This window comes from Pseudarthrobacter polychromogenes (assembly GCF_014644495.1).
GTDB lineage: Bacteria > Actinomycetota > Actinomycetes > Actinomycetales > Micrococcaceae > Arthrobacter > Arthrobacter polychromogenes.
Window position 1 is genome coordinate 225,638 of record NZ_BMKU01000005.1, and the last position, 17,753, is coordinate 243,390.

The following is a 17,753-nucleotide window of genomic DNA, read 5'->3' on the forward strand; positions in this document are numbered from 1 at the left end:
CAGCCGCAGTGCATCCGGAGCCTTAAGAAGAGGCCCATTGTGGAAAACCTGTGGATATGGGGATAACTCTCAAAATTCCCGGCTGCAGGGCTGGATCCCCAGCGATTGTCACACCCCGCTGGTACACCTGGACAGGTAGCGGAGCCCGGCTTTCGGGCAACGCCCTCGCAGGACGGTTAACCACCGGTGCCACCAAGGCCCCGGCTCACATGGAGGACGGCAGCTTTGTCAATCGCGCATCTGGATCCGGTAGAGACAACCCGTGGATCTGAAGCCAGCCGCAAGCCGCCGCAGGACATCCCTGCCGAGCAGTCCGTGCTGGGCGGCATGATGCTGTCCAAGGATGCCATCGCCGATGTTGTGGAAATCCTCCGCGGCCAGGACTTCTACCGCCCGGCTCACGAAACCATTTACGAAGCCATTATCGACCTCTATGGCCGCGGTGAGCCCGCCGACGCCGTGACTGTCTCCGATGAACTCACCAAGCGTGCAGAGATCAACAGGATCGGCGGCCCTGCCTACCTGCACGAGCTTATCCAGACCGTTCCCACCGCCGCCAACGCCGGCTACTACGCAGAGATCGTTGCTGAACGGGCCGTGCTCCGGCGCCTCGTGAACGCGGGCACCAAGATCGTCCAGCTGGGCTACGGCTCCGACGGCGAGGTGGAGGACCTGGTGAACCAGGCCCAGGCCGAGGTGTACGCGGTGGCAGAGCGCCGCACTGCCGAGGACTACGTCGTCCTGAAGGACGTCATGGAGTCCACGGTGGATGAGATCGAAGCCTCCGGCCACCGCGGTGAGGGCATGACCGGTGTGCCCACGGGGTTCTACGAACTGGATGAGCTCACCCACGGCCTGCACCCCGGCCAGATGATTGTGATCGCAGCCCGCCCGGCTGTGGGTAAGTCCACCTTCGCGCTGGACTTCGCCCGCTCGGCAGCCATCAAGAACAACCTGGCCACAGTGATGTTCTCGCTCGAAATGGGCCGGAACGAAATCGCCATGCGCCTCCTGTCCGCCGAGGCCACCATCGGGCTGCAGGACCTCCGCAAGGGCACCATCAAGGACGAGCAATGGTCCAAGATCGCCACCACCATGGGCCGGATGAATGATGCCCCGCTCTTTATCGATGACAGCCCCAACATGTCGCTGATGGAGATCCGGGCAAAGTGCCGGCGCCTGAAGCAGCAGCACGATCTCAAACTCGTGATCCTCGACTACCTGCAGCTCATGAGCTCCGGTAAAAAGGTTGAGTCCCGCCAGCAGGAGGTCTCCGAGTTTTCACGTGCGCTGAAGCTCCTGGCCAAGGAGCTCCAGGTCCCCGTGATCGCACTGTCCCAGCTCAACCGTGGCTCTGAGCAGCGCCAGGATAAGCGGCCCATGGTCTCCGACCTCCGCGAATCGGGCTCCATCGAGCAGGACGCCGACATGGTGATCCTGCTTCACCGTGAGGACGTCTACGACAAGGAGTCCCCCCGCGCAGGGGAGGCTGACATCCTGGTGGCCAAGCACCGTAACGGCCCCACCAAGGACATCGTGGTTGCCTTCCAGGGCCATTACTCACGGTTCGCCAACATGGCAGCCGACGCCGGCGGCGGCGGCTTCTAGGAGCGCCGCCGTGGGTGCCCCGGGCTTAGCCCTTGGCCAGCAGGTGGTTGGGCAGCCGGTTTCCCGGGGCTGTGCCCCTGATTTCCAGCAGTTCGCGGGCATGGGCGTGCAGTCTCTTGTCCTCTTCGCTGACCGGCACCCACGAGGGCACGGGGACGGAGTTGCCGTCCGCGTCGCGCGCCACCATCACTGTCAGGCAATAGGTGGTGAGGTTCATCTCGCGGCTCTTGGGGTCGCCTGAGCGGACATGTACGGCAATGTGCATGCCTTTGGTGCCGGTGTACACCAGCCGCGCCTCCACCTCCACCACGTGGCCAATCAACAGGGGACGGTAGAACCGGACCCCGCCGGAGAAGACAGCCACGGTGTCCATGCCGCAGTACCGGGAGGCGCACACGTAGGCGGCCTCGTCGATCCACTTCATGACGATCCCGCCGTGGACCTTGCCGCCCCAGTTCACGTCTGTGGGTGCGGCCATGAACCGCAGGGTAACCCGTTCGGCCGTACCCGCGTCCGTATATTCCTGCCGGTTCATGGCTTCGACGATCTGTTCGCGTACCTTGATCCGTGCCAGCGCGTGGTCCCGCTGTTCAATCTCTCCGGCGGTGACGGGTTCGAACTGCTGGACCGGGATCGGTTTTCCATCCTCGCCCACAGCCACGAAAATCACCATGCACTGGCTTCGCATGGTGGCCGGACCGCCCTTGGGATCCCCGGAGGAAACTACGGTGCGGATGTGCATCGAGGACCGTCCGGTGTAGACGATGGTGGCTTCGACCTCCACCATGTCGCCGCTGTTGACGGGATCGGCGAAGTGAATGTTTCCCACGTAGGCGGTGACGCAGTAAGACTTCGCCCACCCCACCGCAGCGGCATACGCGGCCTTGTCCACCCACTCCAGGACGGTTCCGGCGTCTACGGAGCCGCTGTGGCCCACATCCATGGGAGCGGCCAAAAAGCGGAGTGTCACGGAGTTGGAGGCAGGCGTCTCGGTCATGCTGTGATCATACTGACGCCCGGTGTTACCGGCGGGTTGCATCCAAAACGGGCCCGGACATGGCGCTGCCCCGCCCGCCGGGCTGGCGGACGGGGCAGCGGGCAGATCCGACGGGTCAGCCTGCGCGGGTGTACACGATGTCCGGCTGGGCCGGCAGTTCCATCCCAACACCCACGTAGAAGCTGGGGTGTGGCGGCTGGTTGTACGAGACGTTCTCGCGTGCAACCGAGAGCCGGTATACGGGATCGTGCATCAGCGTCCGGAGCCGGACGTCGGTACCGGCGGTGGTGGTGTAGATGCGCAGCTCCGTGCTGTCCGACGACGGCCACGCAATTTCCTCACGCCAGTCACCGAGGAGGTCGGCCTGGATGGCCGGGGTTCCCTTGGTGCCGTTGTTGGACTTCGCACCGGTGGCCGTGAGCAGCCGGTCGCTGGATTCCGTTTCCCAGTTCCACTTGGCGATGCTGGGCGTGCCGGTGGTGGTTGCCGCGTTCCAGTCATGGTCAACGATCTCCCGCAGCAGGTCGCCGTCCCACCAGGCCAGGAAGTTGGCTGCCGGGATGCTGTTGGCGATCAGCTCGCCCCTTGCGGAGCGCAGCTCGCCCACCGGGGAGTTCCAGGCAGCGTCGCCGCCGATGGCCCAGCCCTCCGCCCCCGCGTGGCGCGGGTCGATGTCACCGGCGGCAGCGCGTCCGGTGTCCTTGGCGGCCGGGATGCTCCAGAGGATCTCCCCGGTGCGCGCATCACGGAATGTGGCTCCCCTGTTGCCGCTGGCCCCCATGTCCTCGTGGGCCGCGAACGTTTCCAGGCCCGGACGGGACGGATCGAGGTCGCTGGTGTGGATGGCATCACCGTGGCCCAGGCCAGTGTTGTACAGCGGCTTGCCGTTGTCGTCGATGGTCAGGGAGCCGAAGACGAACTCGTCCTTTCCGTCGGCGTCCACATCCGCTACGGACAGGTTGTGGTTGCCCTGGCTGCGGTACTGGGCGCCTGCGGCGTCCGAGTCGAAGATCCAGCGCTTGCTGATTTTGCCGCCCACGAGGTCGTAGGTGGCAAGCACGGTGCGGGTGTAATAGCCGCGGCTGAACATCATGGACGGGCGTTCCCCGTCCAGGTAGGCCACTGCGCCGAGGAAGCGGTCAACGCGGTTGCCGTAGCCGTCGCCCCATGCTGCCACGTCACCACGGGGAGGGTCGTAGGCCACCGTGTCCATGATGGTGCCGGTTGCCCCGTGGAAGACACTGAGGAACTCCGGGCCCGTCAGCACGTAGCCGCTGCTGTTGCGGTGGTCTGCTCCAGCGTTTCCAATCACCGTTCCGGCAGCGTCGCGCGTGCCGTCCGCCGTCTTCATGGCAACTTCGGCCTTGCCGTCGCCGTCGAAGTCGTAGGCGAGCAACTGCGTGTAGTGGGCGCCGGCGCGGATGTTTGGACCCATGTTGATCCGCCAGAGCCTGGTGCCGTCCATGCGGTAGGCGTCCACGTACACCAGTCCGGTGTAGCCCGCCTGTGAGTTGTCCTTGGAGTTGGAGGGCGACCACATCTGGAGGATCTCGTACGTTCCGTCGCCGTCCAGGTCAGCCACGCTGGAGTCGCCGGCGGAGTAGCTGTACGGCTGTCCGTCCTTCGTGTAGTCATCCGCAGGCTTGTCCAGCTTTACGGCCAGGTAGTTCTTCGCCAGCGGCGTGAACTCGGCGGTGAGCTGTTCCCCGCCGTTGCCCACGGTCTTGACGGCGTACCGGGACGATGAGGTCCCGGAGGGGTCCAGGAACGTGGTGCTGCTGCGGATCGGCTCCTCGGTGAGCTGAACGCCGTCGCGGATGACATGGAAGCCGATCTGTTCAGGGTCCAGGCCGAGCATGCGCCAGCCCACCCGCACGCCTTCGCCGGTCAGCAGGGCCACCGGTGCCCGGTCCAGGTTTTCCATCTGCCGGTTCACTACGGTGACCTTTTCGGTTCCCACCACGGGTGAGGGCGCGGATTCGCCGCCCTTGTTCACCGTGGTGACCCGGTAGTAGTACTTGATGGTGGTCAGGACCGAGTAGTCGGTGTAGTTCACTTCGGTGGCGCGGCCCACGTAGCCGAAGGGGCCGTCGGGTGAGGTGGACCGGTAGACGAGGTATGCGGCAGCGCCGGACACCTTCTGCCACTTGAGCATGACGCTCGTCTTCTCCACTGCCTTCACGTCCACCTTGCCCGTGGCAGCGGGCACCGGAGTGGCGGGGTCAACCAGGGCGGTCTCCACCGTGTTGGACGGAACGGACTCGAGGCCGGTGCTGTCCAGGGCGCTGACGAAGTACGTGTACGTCAGTCCCGCGAAGGCCGTGGTGTCCTGGAATGACGCAGTGGCCACGTTCCCGGCGATCAGCTGCGGTTCGGCTTCGAAGGACGCCTGGCGGAAAACCTTGTAGCTGGCGGCGTCTGCCACGGCGTCCCAGGCGAGGTCCACGGTGGGCGGCTCGGAAGCCGCATTCACACCAGTGGTGTGCAGGTTGGTGGGTCCCACGAGCAGCGGGGTGACCTCCAGGCCGTTGAGCCGCTGGCCGGAGCCGCTGATGGTGAGGTTGAGCTGCCCGTCGGAGACCAGGACCTGGTTGATGATCTTGGTTGCCGAGGATGCCCGGCCGGACGAGACCTGGCCGTAGGGGGTGCCCTCGGCCGCAACGTCGGTCCTTGTGGAGCCGATCCAGTCGCTGTGGTAGGTCTTCAGTGCGTAGGTGCCGTTGGGGACGTCCAGCTGGAATTCGAAGCTGGAGCCGCTGAGGACGAAGTCCCGCAGCAGGTTGCTGGTCACCGCTCCCCGGTCCCGGTCGCTGAGCACCGAGATGTCCTTGAACCCAAAGCCGCGCCCGCCTGTGTAGCCCATGGTCCGGTTGACTTCTGTGTACCCCGCCTCGACCGGAGCTCCCACGGGCCCAAAGTCGAACTTGTACTTTGCCTGCTTGGTGGTCACGGTGAGCGTTTCGCTGGGTTCCGAAAGCCCCTTGCCGTTCAGGGCGGCGACGCGGACGTCATACGCGGTGCCCTCAGCCAGTCCGCCCAGGTTTGCAGTGGGAACCGTTGCTGTGGTGGTCAGCTTGTAGGCGCTGTCCGGCTCGGAGGCCAGCTTGCGGTACACCTTGTAGATGTCCGCGCCTTCAACGGGCTGCCACTTGAGGAGCGCGCCGGCGTTGGACACGCTTCCGGCCACCAGTCCCTGCGGCTTGGCGGGAACGGACGACGGCGGTGCGATTTCCTTGACGCGGGAGGCCAGCGGAACGTCGAGCTGCTTCACGCCTCCCGCCACCAGCCGGGCAATCTGGATGGCGCCGTACTCCTGGAAGTGGGTGTTGTCCACTGTCCCGGTGGGGCGGTTGGGGTACACGCCGGCATCGACGTGGAGGAAAACGGACTTAGTGTCCTCCGGGCCGATTTCGTCGTAGTAGGCGCGGCTCGAGGCGGACAGGTCCACCAGGGCCACGTTCTCCTCGGCCGCGAGTTCCTGCATCTTGGCCACGTACTCGGGGAAGCTGACGCGGAACTTGCCGGTGGCTTCGTCGTAGTCCCGGCGTCCCACGGGGGTCACCAGGACAGGGGTTGCGCCGCGCTGGCGGGCGCCGTTGACGTACGTGCGGAGGTATTCCTTGTAATCGGCGGGGGAGGCGTAGCGGTCGTCCACGCCGATGGTGGCGTCATTGTGGCCGAACTGCACCATCAGGTAATCGCCCGGGTTGATGACCCGCAGGATCTCATCCAGGCGTCCCTGGGTGATGAAGTTCTTGGAACTGCGCCCGCCGATCGCGTGGTTCTTGAAGGAGACGCCGTCCTCGAAGTACCGGTCGATCATCTGGCCCCAGCCTGCCTGCGGGGCGAAGCCGGGGTCGTAGGTCTGCACCGTGGAGTCGCCGGCGAGGTAGACGCCCGGGTCCGTGGTGGCCGTGCGCGGCGCCCGCGCCGCAACCACCAGGGAGTTGATTTTGGCCGCTGTGCCCGTGAAGTCGAGGTTGAGCTGGCCGTCCACGAGGGAGATGGGGAACTCCATCTCCAGGTACTGGCCCGCCGGCTTGTCGGTGAGCTGGACCTTGGCCATCTTTTCGGCGGTGATGGCAATGTTCGTGGCTTCGGCGGCGTCGCCGGCAATGAGTTTGACGGTGTAGTCGCCATTGGGCAGGTCCACCTGGAACGTGCTGCCCTGCGCCTGGACAAAGTCGGACCGCAGCGGGTCTCCGGTGCCCCGGTCCACTCCGGAGGTGGCGGCCGTGTCCGTGAAGCCGAACCGCGCGGCGGTGGAGTACCGGCTGGCGGCGCCTACCGGCGTGTAGCCGTCGGCTGCCGCTCCGGGACCGAAGTCGAACTTGAAGCCACTTCCCACTGCGGGGAGGGCGGTGTCGGCCTGAACGGCCGGGAGCCCTGTGAAGGCGATGGCGGCAGAGGCAACGGCCGCCGTCACGGCTTTTGCGCCGGCCGGCAGCTTGCGGCGGGGCGGAGGCCCTTCCTGTGGAAGCGTGGTCAGTTGAGGGGGTCGATTCACGAACATCTCCTTCGATGAGCGGTGGCAAGGCGGACCCAGGAAGTTTGGAACGATTCAAAGACACGCCGGCGCGTCAGTCGGACGTATAGCGCGAAAGGTTCCGGGTGATGACTCGGGGAATGGCTGAGACCTGGGAAGGGTGCTGCAGCTCTCACTGCGGCAATCTTGGTTTACCAGTCCGGACGCCGTCATGGCAAGCGTTTTCCCATCTTTCCCGTGACTTTGTGGTGTTTGATGTTCGGGATTGTTAGGTGTAGGCGGGCTGTTCAGAGGGCAGCGGCGGCGGAATCGCCGAAAGTCGCCCGGCTCGCCGCTTCCGAACGGCGAGTTCGCACCGTTCCGGCGATTCCGGCCGGGGGGATCAGGACGTAGCGGCCCGGCGGCGGTCCTGCCGGGTTAACGGCCGACGGCGGATGCGCACCAAGGTGCCCATCCGCCGTCGCGCGTTTCCGGACTCGAGCCGGAGGTGGTGGGTCAGGCCAGGACGGCGAGCTTTGAGTCGCTCCGGCCGAAGAGGGCGCGGTCCACCGAGGCGCGGCCAGCGCCGGTCAGGGCCAGGGCAAAAGCTCCAGCCGCGAGGAGCAGCACCAGCTCGTACCCGCCGTTGGCGGCAAAAACGCCGGCCGGGGCGTGCACCAGGAAGAGGGCGCCCAGCATGTTCAGGGCCAGCAGGGCTGCCACTACGCGGGTGAGAATGCCCAGGATCAGGGCAATGCCGCCTACAAGTTCCAGCACGGCAACGGCCGGTGCGGTAATTTCCGCAGCCGGAACGCCCATCTTGGCGAACGAGGCCTGCGTTCCCGCGATGGTCCATTCATTGAACTTCTGCCACCCGTGGGCTGCAAAAAGGAAGCCCAGGACAATCCGGAGGGCAGTGATGGCGGTAGTGGTGAGTCGTGACTGATTCATGAATCCAGTGTCCACGGTAAATGGTTGAAGAGTCAACTATTGGCGTCATAATGTGTCCCTTGTCATGCAAGTCTGCCTGCGTGCGGCCGGCCGATTAGGCTGGCAGCGTGCCTTACCTGCCTGCCCCTGCCACCGCTGCGCCGCGCAAGGGGCAGGCCCGCGAAATCCTTCGCCTGGCCGTCCCGGCATTCGGTGCGCTTGTGGCCGAACCGCTGTTCCTGCTTGCCGATTCCGCCATCATCGGCCACCTCGGAGTGGCGCAGCTGGCCGGGGTTGGACTGGCATCGGCGGTGCTGCATACCGCTGTGGGCCTGATGGTTTTCCTGGCCTACTCCACCACTCCCGCCGTGGCGCGTGCCATCGGCGACGGCCAGCTGGGGAAAGCCCTGGCGGCCGGGCGCGACGGCGTGTGGCTGGCACTGCTGCTCGGCGTCGTCCTCGCCGTGGCCGGCTTCCTGGCGGCGGATCCGCTGGTCGGACTCCTGGGGGCGGACGGCGAGGTGCGCGTCTTCGCCGTCGATTACCTGCGCTGGTCCATGCCGGGGCTGGTGGCCATGCTGCTCATCTTTGCCGGCACGGGCCTCCTCCGCGGACTGCAGGACACCCGGACACCGCTGGTGGTGGCCACTGCCGGATTCGCCCTGAACATTGTGCTGAACCTGTGGCTTGTATACGGGCTGGGATGGTCCGTAGCCGGCTCGGCGGTGGGCACCAGCGTGGCGCAATGGGCCATGGCCGGCGTCTACCTGGCCATCGTCAGGCGGAACGCCGTGCGGAACGGTGTGGGCCTGCTGCCCAGCTGGCGGGGCATCCGCAGCATGGCGCGCGTGGGATCCTGGCTGATGCTGCGCACCCTGAGCCTCAGGATCGCCATCCTGGCAACGGTGGTTGTGGTGACCTCGCAGGGCGCTGTCAACCTTGCCGCCCACCAGCTGGCAATGACCATATTTTCCTTCCTCGCCTTCGCCCTGGATGCGCTGGCCATTGCCGCCCAGGCGCTGATCGGCAAGGAGCTGGGAGCCTCGAATGCCGGCAAGGCACGGCTCCTCACCGGAACCATGGTCCGCTGGGGGCTTGGCTTTGGCGCAGTGACGGGACTGCTCCTGGCGGTGGCGGCTCCGTGGGCCGGTGCCCTCTTCACTTCCGATCCCGAGGTGAGGTCGGCGCTGGCCCTTGCCCTGTGGGTCCTCGCCGTGGGCCAGCCCCTCGCCGGATACGTCTTCGTCCTGGACGGGGTGCTGATCGGCGCCGGGGACGCCAGGTACCTAGCCCTGGCCGGTGTGATGAATCTCGCCGCCTACGTGCCGATGCTTGTGGCCGTTGCACTGCTGGGAGCCTCGGGCGGCGCGGGCCTGGCCTGGCTCTGGGCCGCCTTTGCCCTCGGGTACATGGCGGCCCGTGCCGTGACGCTCGGCCTGCGTGCCAGGTCGGACCGCTGGATGGTGCTCGGGTCCGCATGAGCGCCGGCCGGGACGCGCGAAGTTCGGCCGGCGGCGCGCCGCCACTAAACTGGACCGGTGACGCAATCAAGGACACCCGCAGGCACCACTTCCGGAACCGACGCCGGGCCCGGCCTTTGGCAGCCGGTCCTGCTCCGCTCGGCCGCAGCCCTGGTGTTCGGTGCCCTCACCATCTTCTGGGTGGCTCCCTCCGTCGAGGTCATGGGGTGGGCCGGAGGACTGTACCTTCTGGCCACCGGCGTGCTGCTGCTCCGGACTGTTCCGGCCACCGGGCTGCCCCAGGGAGCCGCGCCGGGCAAGATGCTCGCGGCCGCGGGTGCGGTGATGGCCGGCGCGGGATTCTCACTGGTGCTGATGCACGGGGACCTGCTGTTCGGCGTGGTTGCTGCCGTGGGCCTGGGCCTGGCGGGAGCGCTTGAACTGGCCTGCGGGCTGAAGCTCCGCGGCCGGCATGTCCTGGCCCGCGACTGGATCACCTCCGGGATCGTTGGCCTTGGCACCGCAGCCCTCCTGCCGTTCTTTATCGGGCTGGGCGCCCACGCGCTGCTGGGTGTGGCCGGCGGAGGGGCGATTATTTCGGGTGTCCTGTGGGTCCTGTCAGGCCTGACTCTCCGGCACGATGCCCGCAGCGCCGCCGGTAAGCCGTAAACTAGGAAGGCGCGGTTCTACTTCTTGTAGAAAAAATTGCCGGGCAACCACCGCAACACTTAAACCAGGCCGGCCGGCGTGCCGCCTGCAGGGAGGAACCACCGTGGCAGACCAGCATCCAGGAAAACCGCGCAAGCTGCGGACCTCGGTGAGGGGCCCGCTGATGTTCTCCGCGTTCTGGGCCGTGATCGCTTTCCTTGCCGTTGTCATCTTCGCTTCCGGCGGCAGCGCCCGTGCCCCCCGCTTTGACCTGGCCTTCACCGCGGCCGGCATCGCATTCATCGTCACGCTGGTGGTGGCGGCAATGCTCTCCATGAGCCACAAGGAGAACGCAGAGCACCTGGGCAAGGGCTCCGGCGTGAACCTCAGTTCAGCCCGGAAGCCGTCCCACGGCTACGGCGCAGCCCCAGGCCCGCAGGACCCGCCGGCTGACGGCACGGACACCCGGGGCAGCCACTAACCGGTGGCCGCCTGCCGCGCCCGGTAGGCGGCAACGTGCGCGCGGTTGGCGCAGTTGCCCGTATCGCAGTAGCGCTTTGACCTGTTCCGGCTGAGGTCCAGGACGGCGGCATCACAATCCTCCGCCTCGCACGTCCGCATCCGGTCCATTTCCTTGCCGCGGATGACATCTGCCAGGGCCATCGCGGCCTCTGTGCTCATCCTGTACACCAGCGGAGCCTCCGGCGTTGTGGCGTGCAAGTGCCAGTCCCAGTCGTCGTGCTTGACCAGCTGGGGCAGGGCGCGAGCTTCCCGCAGGAGGCGGTTTACCGTCTCCACCGCGGCGTCCTCATCCGCCCTCCACAACTGGGAAAGCTCGTGGCGCAGGCGGCGGACACTTTCCAGCTCATCCCCGTCCCGGGTGCGGGACCCGCTGAAGCCCTCGGCCGCCAGGAAGCGGTCCAGGTCCGCTTGGGTGCCAAGGCCCTCGCTCCCGTTCGCAGCTGAATTGACCAGGTTCACCACGGTCCGCAGTGCCACCTCAGTGTCAGGGGCAAAAACCATCTTGACTCCTTACAGCGCCGTCCCGTACTGTCATGACCATAACCCCATTTTACTCCTGACAGGAGCCGACCAATGTCCGCTGCACGCCGCGCGCCCGGCCGTCTGCCCGCAGCCAGGCGTGGCTTCCTCGCCTCCGGCCTGGGCATTGCACTGTTCTCCTCCGCGGTCTTCGGCCTTTCCGGGTCCTTCGCCAAGGCGCTCCTGGAAGCGGGGTGGACGCCGGGGGCGGCCGTCACGGCCCGGCTCACCGGGGCAGCCCTGATCCTCGCCGTGCCCGCCATCCCTGCGCTCCGGGGCCGCTGGCATCAACTGCGGGACAACTGGGTGACCATTGGGCTGTTCGGGCTGATCGGCGTCGCAGCCTGCCAGCTCTTCTACTTCAACGCAGTCGCAAGGCTGTCGGTAGGCGTGGCTCTTCTGCTCGAATACCTCGCCCCGGTGATCATTGTGCTCTGGCTGTGGGCCGCCAGCCGGAAGCGGCCGCGCCTGCTGACCTTCGGCGGGACGCTGCTGTCCCTCGCCGGCCTGGTCCTGGTCCTTGACCTGACCGGCGCCGTCAGGATCGATGTTGTTGGCGTCCTCTGGGGAATGGCCGCCGCAGTATGCCTTGCCATCTACTTCTTCATCACCGCGAAGGAGAATGACACACTGCCGCCCATCGTGCTTGCCTCGGGCGGGCTGTTTGTCGGTGCCGCCGTGATGTGGCTTGCGGCTGCCACCGGCCTGCTGCCCATGGCATTCAGCACGGCCGACACCAGGCTGGGACCCTGGATCACACCCTGGTGGGTGCCGCTGGCGGGGCTGGTGGTCCTGGCAACCGTGCTGGCCTACGTCTCCGGCATCATGGCCGCACGGGCGCTGGGCTCCAAGGTGGCGTCCTTCGTGTCGCTGACCGAGGTCCTCTTCGCCGTCGTGTGGGCTTGGCTGCTGCTCGGTGAATTGCCGGGGGCCATCCAGCTCCTCGGCGGCGTCCTGATCGTGGGCGGCGTGGTACTGGTCCGGCTCGATGAGTTGCGGGGGCCGGCCGCCGGCCGCACAGCGGGCGGGGAGGAGCCGCGCGGCCAGGAACGGCCCAGGGCGGCGTCGCCGCTGGAACACGCGAACGACGTCGAACCCGTCCCTTAGCCTGTGCGGCACCAGGGCGGACCGGCTCTTAAACGCAGCGGGGCCCGGACACCGGTGGGGTGTCCGGACCCGCTTGACAGGCCTTGCGCAGTGCGCAGGGACTAGTTGGAGGCCTGCTCCTGCTGTTCGGCGTTGCGCTTGGCCTTGGTGCCGGCTTCCCGGAGCGCGTCGGCCACCTTGGTCAGCATGGTGGTGTGGGTACCGGACCATTCGTCGCGGAACTTGTCCGCGTCCGGTCCCTTCCAGTTGGTGCTCTGCAGAAGGCTGTTGAGATTGGACTTCTGGTTGTCGATCTCGGTTGCACCTGCCTGAAGCTTGCTGCCCAGCTGACGAAGCTGCTGAACGTCTGCACCCCAAATAGCCATCAGTTTCTCCTCATAGAATCGTGGATCCGAACCAGGTCGGCATCCCCCTCGGCCCCCCGGCTCATCCGGAAGATCCATTGCCTAAAACCTACCCCGCCCCCTGAGGCAGCGTCGATGGGCAGCCCTGCCCATGCCGGGCTCCCCATGGCCGGTGCTTGCGCAAACCGTTCCGAGGGGGGTCGATCCCAGGCGTTCCAGAGCCTAGCATGGCTGTATGTGCCGGAATATCCGAACCCTCCACAACTTCGAACCGCACGCCACGTCGGAGGAAGTGCACGCCGCCGCACTGCAGTACGTGCGCAAGATCAGCGGCAGCACCAAGCCGTCCAAGGCCAACCAGGAAGCCTTTGATGCGGCCGTCCACGAGATCGCCCACATCACCCAGCACCTCCTGGACGCCCTGGTCTCGCAAGCGCCGCCAAAGGACCGGGAGGCCGAGGCAGCCAAGGCCAGGGCGCGGGCAGCCGTACGGTACGGCGCCGCCTGAGCCCAGAAGCTACGTGGCGTGCCCTAGCTGGCCGGCGGCTGCTTGCCGAAGCTCCGCAGGCGCAGGGAGTTGGCCACCACCAGGACGGAGCTGGCGGCCATGGCGGCCCCGGCGATCATCGGGTTGAGCAGGCCCAGGGCAGCCACCGGGATGCCCACGGCGTTGTAGAAGAATGCCCAGAAGAGGTTGGTCTTGATGGTGGCCAGGGTCCTGCGGGAGAGTTCGATGGCCTGCGCCACCTGGGCAAGGTTGTTGCCCATCACCGTCAGGTCCGCGGCTTCGATGGCCACGTCCGTGCCGGAACCCATCGCAATACCCAGGTCAGCCTGGGCCAGTGCGGCAGCGTCATTCACGCCGTCTCCGGCCATGGCCACGGTGGCGCCGCCGGCCTGCAGCCTGCGCACCGCCTCCACTTTCCCTTCGGGCAGGACCCCAGCGTAGACGTCTTCCTTGTCTATGCCGACGGCGGCCGCCACCTGGGCGGCAACGGCCGCGTTGTCGCCGGTGAGCAGGATGGGGCGCAGGCCCAGCCGCTTCAGGTGTGCGATGGCGGCGGGGGAGCCTTCCTTGAGGGTGTCCCGAAGGCTGATGATGCCGGCAACAAGACCGTCCACGGCAACCCAGATGGCGGTGGCGCCGGAGGCTTCCGCAGCTGCCAGTGAAACCTGCTGCTCCTGCGGGATGGTGATGTTGTTCTGCTCCAGCCAGCCTGTCCGGCCTGCCAGGACCACCCTGCCCTCGACGGTTCCGGTAACGCCGCCGCCGGGCGCGGAACGGAAGCCTTCCACGGCAGGGAGGGCGCCGTCGTCGTCCGCTGGGCGCAGCCCCCCGGTATCCGCACGGGCCGCGGCAGCGATGGCCCTGGCCACCGGGTGCTCCGACGCTGCCTCCACGGCGCCCGCCAGGCGCAGCACCTCCGCCTCGCTGAAGCCCTCAAAGGCAAGCGTCGCGTCCACGGCAAGGACGCCGGTGGTCACGGTCCCGGTCTTGTCCAGCAAAATAGTGTCTACGGTGCGGGTGTCCTCCAGAACCTGCGGCCCTTTGATGAGGATGCCCAGTTGGGCGCCGCGCCCCGTTCCCGTCAGCAGGCCAACCGGGGTGGCGAGGCCCAGGGCGCACGGGCAGGCAATTACCAGGACGGCGACGGCGGCGGTGAACGCCGAGCGCAGGTCGTCGCTGGTCACATCCGGTCCCGTAAAGAGAAGCCACAGGACGAACGTGAGCGTGGCAATGGCCAGCACCACGGGGACGAAGACGGAGCTGATGCGGTCCGCGAGGCGGGCAATGGGTGCCTTGCCGGTCTGCGCCTGCGAAACGAGCCGTGCCATTTGGGCAAGGGTTGTCTCGGAGCCAACGCGGGTTGCACGCACCAGCAGGCGGCCCGAGGTGTTGATGGTGGCGCCCGTGACCCGGCTTCCCGGGCCTACCTCCACGGGCACCGATTCGCCGGTCACCAGTGAGGCGTCCACGGCCGAGTCTCCGTCCGTCACCAGGCCGTCGGTGGCAATTTTTTCACCGGGGCGGACCACCAGGACGTCGTCCACCTGCAGGAGGTCGGCCCTGATGCGCTGTTCCTTGCCGTCACGGAGGACGGTGGCATCCTTGGCCCCCAGGTTCAGGAGTGCCTGGAGCGCGTCGCCGGCCTTTTGCTTGGCATTGGCCTCGAGGAAACGTCCCAGGAGCAGGAACGTGGTGACGACGGCTGCCACCTCAAAGTAGAGGCCGCCGGTCTCCATGCCTTCCATTCCCGGGTGTTCAGTCATGCGGGGATCTGCGAGCAGCTGCCAGGCGGAGAACAGGTACGCCGCCGTCACGCCGATGGACACCAACGTGTCCATGGTGGATGCAAGGTGGCGGGCGTTAATGGCCGCGGCCCGGTGGAATGGCCAGGCTGCCCAGGTCACCACCGGCAGGGCCAGTAGGGCTGCCACCCAGCCCCAGTGGGGGAACTGGGCTCCCGGCACCATCGAGATGACGAAGACAGGGACGGTTAGAACCGCTGCAAGGATCAGGCGGGGGCGGAGCTTCGCTGCGGGGAGGTCCCCGGTTTCGCTGGCCGGGCTTTGGCCCTGTTTGAGTGGCTGGCGGATGGTTGCCTTGTACCCCGCTGCCTCCACTGTTGCCGTGATCTGCTCGTCAGTGATGCCTGCCGGCACCGTGACGTGGGCTGATTCCAGGGGCAGGTTGACCGAGGCCTGCACGCCGTCGAGCTTGCCAAGTTTCTTTTCCACCCGGTTGACGCAGGAGGCGCAGGTCATGCCCTCGATGTCGAGTTCCACCACCCGGGTGGCGGGCTGGTGGAGGAGTTCCTGGTTGCTCATGGGGTTCCCTGCTTCAGTGGCGTTCTTAGGCTTCGTTGGCGACGACGAGGTAGCCGGCCTCGGCGACCGCTTCCCCGATCTCTGAAGGGGCCAGCTCCGAGCTGGAGGTGATGGTCACTGTGGAGATGCCTCCGGCGTTCAGTTCCACAGTTACCTCTTCGACGCCGGCCAGCGCTTCGAGTTCTTCGCTGACCGCCGAAACGCAGTGGCCGCAGGTCATTCCCGAGACGCTGACCCGTGTGGTGGTGGGGGAGGTGGTGCTCATGGCTGCTCCTTCAGGTTTGCCGGCGGTAACCGGCGCTGGTTGGGTAGGTTTTTCGTCAGCGGAGCAGCCGGCCGATGGCGTCGGCGGCTTCCTTGACCTTGGCGTCGATAGCGTCGGCACGGGCTGCCGGGTCCGGTTCGGAGGCGGCCCCCACCACGCAGTGGCCGATGTGCTCTTCCACCAGGCCAAGGCTGACGGCGTGAAGGGCCTTGGTGACGGCCGCGACCTGCGTGAGGATGTCGATGCAGTACTTGTCCTCATCCACCATGCGCGCGATCCCGCGGACCTGGCCCTCGATGCGCTTCAGCCGGCGGAGGTAAGCCTCTTTGTTGCCCGTATAGCCGTGCGGCGGCTGCAGGTCCGTAGCGTGCCCGCTGACTGCTTCTTCAATTCCGCTCATGATCACACCATATACCCCCTTGGGGTATATCTACAAGTACCCCCAGGGGGTATGCGCTGCCCTGGGCGGCTCCGAAGCCGGGGCACAAAAAAGCTCCGGAGTGCGTTATTGGGGGATACGCACTCCGGAGCAGCTTTTGGGCAATATCCGGATTCCAACCTTCTTCCATCATGCTGGAACCCGTCTTGCTTGATTCAGCATACTGGCTGGTAGTCCGGTCCGCCAGCACCCCGAATAACTACTTTCGCTTTAGTTTCACGGCCGGTCGTCATGGGCAGGCATCCGGTAGGGAACTATGAGGACAGGCCTGCTCTGATGGTGCGTGAGCCAGGCACCCACGGACCCGCTGAGGGCTTCCGCCAGGCGATGGGAGAAGCCGCGCTCAGAGGTTCCCACGATGATCATCGGCGCGTCGTTTTCGGCTGCGAGCCGGGCGAGTGCGCGCGCAGGATCCCCGGCGAGGGTCTGCAGGGTCCATTCCGCCGCTGCGGTACCGGGCGGGACGCCGGCCACTGCCTCTTCTATGGCCGACTTAAGCTCCAGTGCCACGGCTCCGATGTTGGCGTCGTCCGTGTCGGGGTGCAGGGAAAGCCGGTGGGCGGGCCGCGCAGGGTCCCAGTCCACCAGGAAGCTGGCCTCATCCACATAGGCGCAGAGCAACCGCGTCCCCAGGCGCGCGGCGAGTGAGACGGCGGTCTGCAGGACTTCCGCGTGCTGTCCGGGTGCGATGCCCACCACCAGGGGAGGGTTACTGCTCATCTGTTCCGGGCTCATAGCTTATTTTCAGCCTCCTTGAATGCTCTTGGATAGGGCGGGTGGAGAGCGTGTGCCTTTCGGGCCGTCAGGGAACGGCGGGCGAGGCCGTGACAACCACGTTTTTCCCCCATGGGTCCTCCGTGTAGCAGCTGATCAGGACCAGGCGGTTGGGCACGATCTCCCAAATGAGGCTGTCCTTAAGGGTGGCCTTGAGGTACGTGGTGACGGTGTCCACATGGTAGGGGATAGTGCCGGTTGCGGTGTCCACCTCGAACCGGTCACCCACCGTTGCCGCTGAACTCAGGTGGTTAAAAGGTGCCTCCGCGCCGTCCCAGCTGTGGCCGATGACGTAGGTGGTGTTGGCTGAGCCGTGGCCGGGGGTGCCGAAGGGCGCCAGCCAGTAGCCGTCCTTGGTTTCGGGCGGCACAACGGTCTGGTTTGCCTGGGCGTCGCTGTCCAGGTCCAGGCGATGGACGGGGACGTCGAAGCCGGCGGCTGGGTAGCGGATGCGGCGGGGCTCTGCGGCGTCGGGCAGCAGGGGGGCCGGGGCGGGACTGGCGGAGGAGTCGAAAGGCGCGGCGGTTCCTTCCGTTGTACCCGTTACCGCGATAGGCGCCGAATCTATGGTCGGGATGCCAGCGGCGGTTGGCTGGACAACCACCAGCGAACCCTGCGCGCTGACATTGGGGGCCGTGTGCGTCAGGAGTGGTGCGCCAAAGGTGATGGACAGGAACGCCAGGACGCCGCACAGGAGGATGGTCAGGTCCCCACGGTTCCAGCGCCGCGGTGCGCGCTTCGCGCCCGCTGCGTGCCGGCTGTGGACCTTGGCCATGGTGCTCCTCGATATTTTGACGAAGGGATTAGACGAAAGGAGGGAAGGCGCCCCGCCGGGCACTGGCGGGA

15 protein-coding genes and 2 pseudogenes are annotated in these 17,753 nt (G+C 66.6%); 6 read left to right on the forward strand and 11 right to left on the reverse strand.

From position 1 onward, the window contains the following. Nucleotides 1-225 precede the first annotated feature (225 nt). Complete coding sequence (dnaB, locus tag IEX43_RS10315; RefSeq protein ID WP_066272593.1) at nt 226-1,608, forward strand: replicative DNA helicase; 1,383 nt, start codon at nt 226-228, stop codon at nt 1,606-1,608. 25 nt (nt 1,609-1,633) lie between these two features. On the opposite strand, the gene IEX43_RS10320 is transcribed toward dnaB, so the two are convergent. The 4 genes and pseudogenes from IEX43_RS10320 to IEX43_RS10330 all read right to left on the reverse strand — a co-directional run bounded on the left by IEX43_RS10320 (nt 1,634) and on the right by IEX43_RS10330 (nt 8,021). Then, nucleotides 1,634-2,605 (reverse strand): acyl-CoA thioesterase, encoded by a 972-nt coding sequence (locus IEX43_RS10320; protein ID WP_188810720.1) that lies wholly within the window; start codon nt 2,603-2,605, stop codon nt 1,634-1,636. A gap of 115 nt (nt 2,606-2,720) precedes the next feature. Continuing rightward, nucleotides 2,721-4,535: pseudogene (locus IEX43_RS20605) on the reverse strand (rhamnogalacturonan lyase); the annotation flags it as partial. A 630-nt stretch (nt 4,536-5,165) separates the two neighbouring features. Further along, nucleotides 5,166-7,118, reverse strand: a pseudogene (locus IEX43_RS20610) (SGNH/GDSL hydrolase family protein); the annotation flags it as partial. Between the two features lie 468 nt (nt 7,119-7,586). Then, nucleotides 7,587-8,021 (reverse strand): DoxX family protein, encoded by a 435-nt coding sequence (locus tag IEX43_RS10330; RefSeq protein WP_188810724.1) that lies wholly within the window; start codon nt 8,019-8,021, stop codon nt 7,587-7,589. 107 nt (nt 8,022-8,128) lie between these two features. Between IEX43_RS10330 and IEX43_RS10335 the strand changes: the two genes are divergently transcribed. The 3 genes from IEX43_RS10335 to IEX43_RS10345 all read left to right on the forward strand — a co-directional run bounded on the left by IEX43_RS10335 (nt 8,129) and on the right by IEX43_RS10345 (nt 10,589). After that, nucleotides 8,129-9,481 (forward strand): MATE family efflux transporter, encoded by a 1,353-nt coding sequence (locus IEX43_RS10335; protein WP_188810727.1) that lies wholly within the window; start codon nt 8,129-8,131, stop codon nt 9,479-9,481. A gap of 57 nt (nt 9,482-9,538) precedes the next feature. Continuing rightward, the gene (locus IEX43_RS10340; protein ID WP_188810729.1) at nt 9,539-10,129 is read left to right on the forward strand and encodes a hypothetical protein; all 591 of its coding nucleotides are present in this window, start codon (nt 9,539-9,541) and stop codon (nt 10,127-10,129) included. A gap of 103 nt (nt 10,130-10,232) precedes the next feature. Next, nucleotides 10,233-10,589, forward strand: coding sequence for a hypothetical protein (locus IEX43_RS10345; RefSeq protein WP_188810731.1), 357 nt, complete (start codon nt 10,233-10,235; stop codon nt 10,587-10,589). On the opposite strand, the gene IEX43_RS10350 is transcribed toward IEX43_RS10345, so the two are convergent. Continuing rightward, the gene (locus IEX43_RS10350; RefSeq protein ID WP_188810733.1) at nt 10,586-11,131 is read right to left on the reverse strand and encodes a CGNR zinc finger domain-containing protein; all 546 of its coding nucleotides are present in this window, start codon (nt 11,129-11,131) and stop codon (nt 10,586-10,588) included. The genes IEX43_RS10345 and IEX43_RS10350 overlap by 4 nt on opposite strands. Before the next feature lie 72 nt (nt 11,132-11,203). Here IEX43_RS10350 and IEX43_RS10355 point away from each other — a divergent pair, with 72 nt between their 5' ends. Continuing rightward, on the forward strand, nt 11,204-12,256 hold the full coding sequence (locus tag IEX43_RS10355; RefSeq protein WP_188810735.1) for an EamA family transporter: 1,053 nt from the start codon (nt 11,204-11,206) through the stop codon (nt 12,254-12,256). Between the two features lie 101 nt (nt 12,257-12,357). Here the strand turns inward: IEX43_RS10355 and IEX43_RS10360 are convergent, their stop codons facing one another. Further along, nucleotides 12,358-12,621: a WXG100 family type VII secretion target gene (locus IEX43_RS10360; RefSeq protein ID WP_104186801.1), complete on the reverse strand. Its 264-nt coding sequence runs from the start codon at nt 12,619-12,621 to the stop codon at nt 12,358-12,360. Between the two features lie 214 nt (nt 12,622-12,835). Here IEX43_RS10360 and IEX43_RS10365 point away from each other — a divergent pair, with 214 nt between their 5' ends. Next, nucleotides 12,836-13,108, forward strand: a complete 273-nt coding sequence (locus IEX43_RS10365; protein WP_188810737.1) for a DUF2277 domain-containing protein — start codon at nt 12,836-12,838, stop codon at nt 13,106-13,108. Between the two features lie 23 nt (nt 13,109-13,131). Here the strand turns inward: IEX43_RS10365 and IEX43_RS10370 are convergent, their stop codons facing one another. The 5 genes from IEX43_RS10370 to IEX43_RS10390 all read right to left on the reverse strand — a co-directional run bounded on the left by IEX43_RS10370 (nt 13,132) and on the right by IEX43_RS10390 (nt 17,682). Further along, entirely contained in the window at nt 13,132-15,429 is a 2,298-nt protein-coding gene (locus IEX43_RS10370) for a heavy metal translocating P-type ATPase (RefSeq protein WP_188810739.1), read from the reverse strand. 25 nt (nt 15,430-15,454) lie between these two features. Next, complete coding sequence (locus IEX43_RS10375) at nt 15,455-15,694, reverse strand: heavy-metal-associated domain-containing protein (protein ID WP_188810741.1); 240 nt, start codon at nt 15,692-15,694, stop codon at nt 15,455-15,457. 55 nt (nt 15,695-15,749) lie between these two features. Continuing rightward, nucleotides 15,750-16,094, reverse strand: coding sequence for a metal-sensitive transcriptional regulator (locus IEX43_RS10380; RefSeq protein ID WP_188728362.1), 345 nt, complete (start codon nt 16,092-16,094; stop codon nt 15,750-15,752). A gap of 255 nt (nt 16,095-16,349) precedes the next feature. Beyond that, a complete protein-coding gene (locus IEX43_RS10385) occupies nt 16,350-16,868 on the reverse strand; it encodes a universal stress protein (RefSeq protein ID WP_188810743.1) in 519 nt (172 codons plus the stop codon). Nucleotides 16,869-16,935: 67 nt separating this feature from the next. Continuing rightward, entirely contained in the window at nt 16,936-17,682 is a 747-nt protein-coding gene (locus IEX43_RS10390; protein WP_188810745.1) for a class F sortase, read from the reverse strand. Nucleotides 17,683-17,753: the final 71 nt, after the last annotated feature.